The sequence below is a fragment of the Candidatus Propionivibrio aalborgensis genome (assembly GCF_900089945.1).
In the GTDB taxonomy this organism is placed as follows: Bacteria; Pseudomonadota; Gammaproteobacteria; order Burkholderiales; family Rhodocyclaceae; genus Propionivibrio; species Propionivibrio aalborgensis.
Genome location: NZ_FLQY01000075.1, coordinates 1 through 1,654 on the forward strand (window position 1 = coordinate 1; position 1,654 = coordinate 1,654).

2 protein-coding genes are annotated in these 1,654 nt (G+C 59.3%); one reads left to right on the forward strand and one right to left on the reverse strand.

Annotation, left to right across the window (positions count from 1 at the left end):
* Positions 1-973 (reverse strand): PHP domain-containing protein (locus PROAA_RS04865; RefSeq protein WP_186410263.1); only part of this gene is annotated, 973 nt, incomplete at its 3' end.
* A 146-nt stretch (positions 974-1,119) separates the two neighbouring features.
* Here PROAA_RS04865 and PROAA_RS04870 point away from each other — a divergent pair.
* Complete coding sequence (locus tag PROAA_RS04870; protein ID WP_186410264.1) at positions 1,120-1,608, forward strand: glycine zipper domain-containing protein; 489 nt, start codon at positions 1,120-1,122, stop codon at positions 1,606-1,608.
* Positions 1,609-1,654: the final 46 nt, after the last annotated feature.

Sequence of the window (1,654 nt, forward strand, 5' to 3'; positions counted from 1 at the left end):
TCGGGCGCTGTGCCTCGCGCACGGCGACATCGGGGAACATCTGCTGCAGGCGTTTTTCAAGACCAAGCACGGCCTCCTGACACAGGAAATCGTCGAGTGTTATGCCTTTCGGAGTCGGGAACTCCGGCAGATAGTTGGTGCCGAGTGTGATCTGAAGATTGCAGCGCTTGGCAATTTCGACCGAATTCTCGAGTGCTTCCGGCAGATCGGAAAACAGCGTTGTCATTTCATCCGGGGACTTGAAGTATTGCTCCTCGGTATACAACCTGGGTCGTCGTTTGTCGCCGAGCATGTAGCCTTCGGCGATGCAGACGCGCGCTTCGTGCGCCTTGAAATCGTCGCGCTCAAGGAACTGGATCGGATGCGTGGCCACCAGCGGCAATTCCAGTTCGGATGCCAGATGAACCGTCGCCGCAATCAATGACTCCTGTTGCGGCTGCCCACGCGGATGTACGCGCTGCACTTCAAGATAAAAGGCATCGCTAAACAAGCCTGCCCAGTCACGAGCGCGGCTGGCTGCCTGTTCCCTGTTGCCTTGCAGCAGCGCTTCGCCAATATCGCCGTTCCCCGCACCAGAGAGCGCAATCAGTCCATCCACCCCGATTTCGCGAAGCATCTGGTGGGTGATTTCGGCACGCCCCCGGATACGCGGCGCCAGATAGGCCTGGGTCAACAACTCGCAGAGTTGCAGGTACCCCTGCCGCGATCGGCAAAGCAGCAGCAGTCGATAGGGTCGATCGGGGTCTGACGCGTTGGCAATGCACACATCCGCGCCGAGCACTGGCTTGACCCCCATGCCACGCGCCGACGAATAGAATTTGACCAGGCCGAAGAAGTTGGCGAGATCCGTGAGCGCCAGCGCCGGCATGCCATAAGAGACCGCCCGTGCTACCGCGTCGTCAAGACGAACGATGCCATCGGTGATGGAATATTCGCTGTGCAGGCGGAGGTGGATGAAACGTGATTCGGGCATCCGGCCATTCTACTCCGTAGCAAGGTTCGCACCGAGTCGCCGAGCGCTGAAAATCCGAGTTCGTAAGAATTTGTAAAGCGGGTCAGCGATACAGATCACAGTACGTTGCTTTGACTATCACTCTCACGATAAGTAAAGGATCTCTCATGTACAAGAAACTGCGCACTACTGTGCTACTCGCGTTCTGCCTCCTTTCGGCTCACAGCGCAACCGCCGATGATGCCGTGTGGGGTGCTTTACTGGGGGGCGGCGCGGGTGCCGCCGTGGGTAGCTCGATTAGTGGCCGCAACGGCGCAATCGTTGGTGGTGCATTAGGCGCTGCCACCGGCGCAGCAATCGGCTCCGAGCGCGATAGCCGACGGGGTGAATACTACGCAGGATTCTCGCCAGCCCCGGTGTACTACGCGCCGCCGGCATACTATCCACAGCCGGCGTATTACCCGCCGCAGGTGTACTACCGCCAGCCGGTACGCATCGTTCGGCAGCCGGTATATTTCGTTCACGGGGGGCATGGTCGGTACTACGGCGGACATCACCAGAATTATGGCAATCATGGCTACGGTCACGGTAAGCACAGCTATGGACATGGCAAGCACGGCAACGGTCATGGCTCGGGTGATCGTCACGGGCGTTGAGTCGCGTGCCAGCCTGAGCAGCTTGCTGCGCTGCGTTCCGAGAATA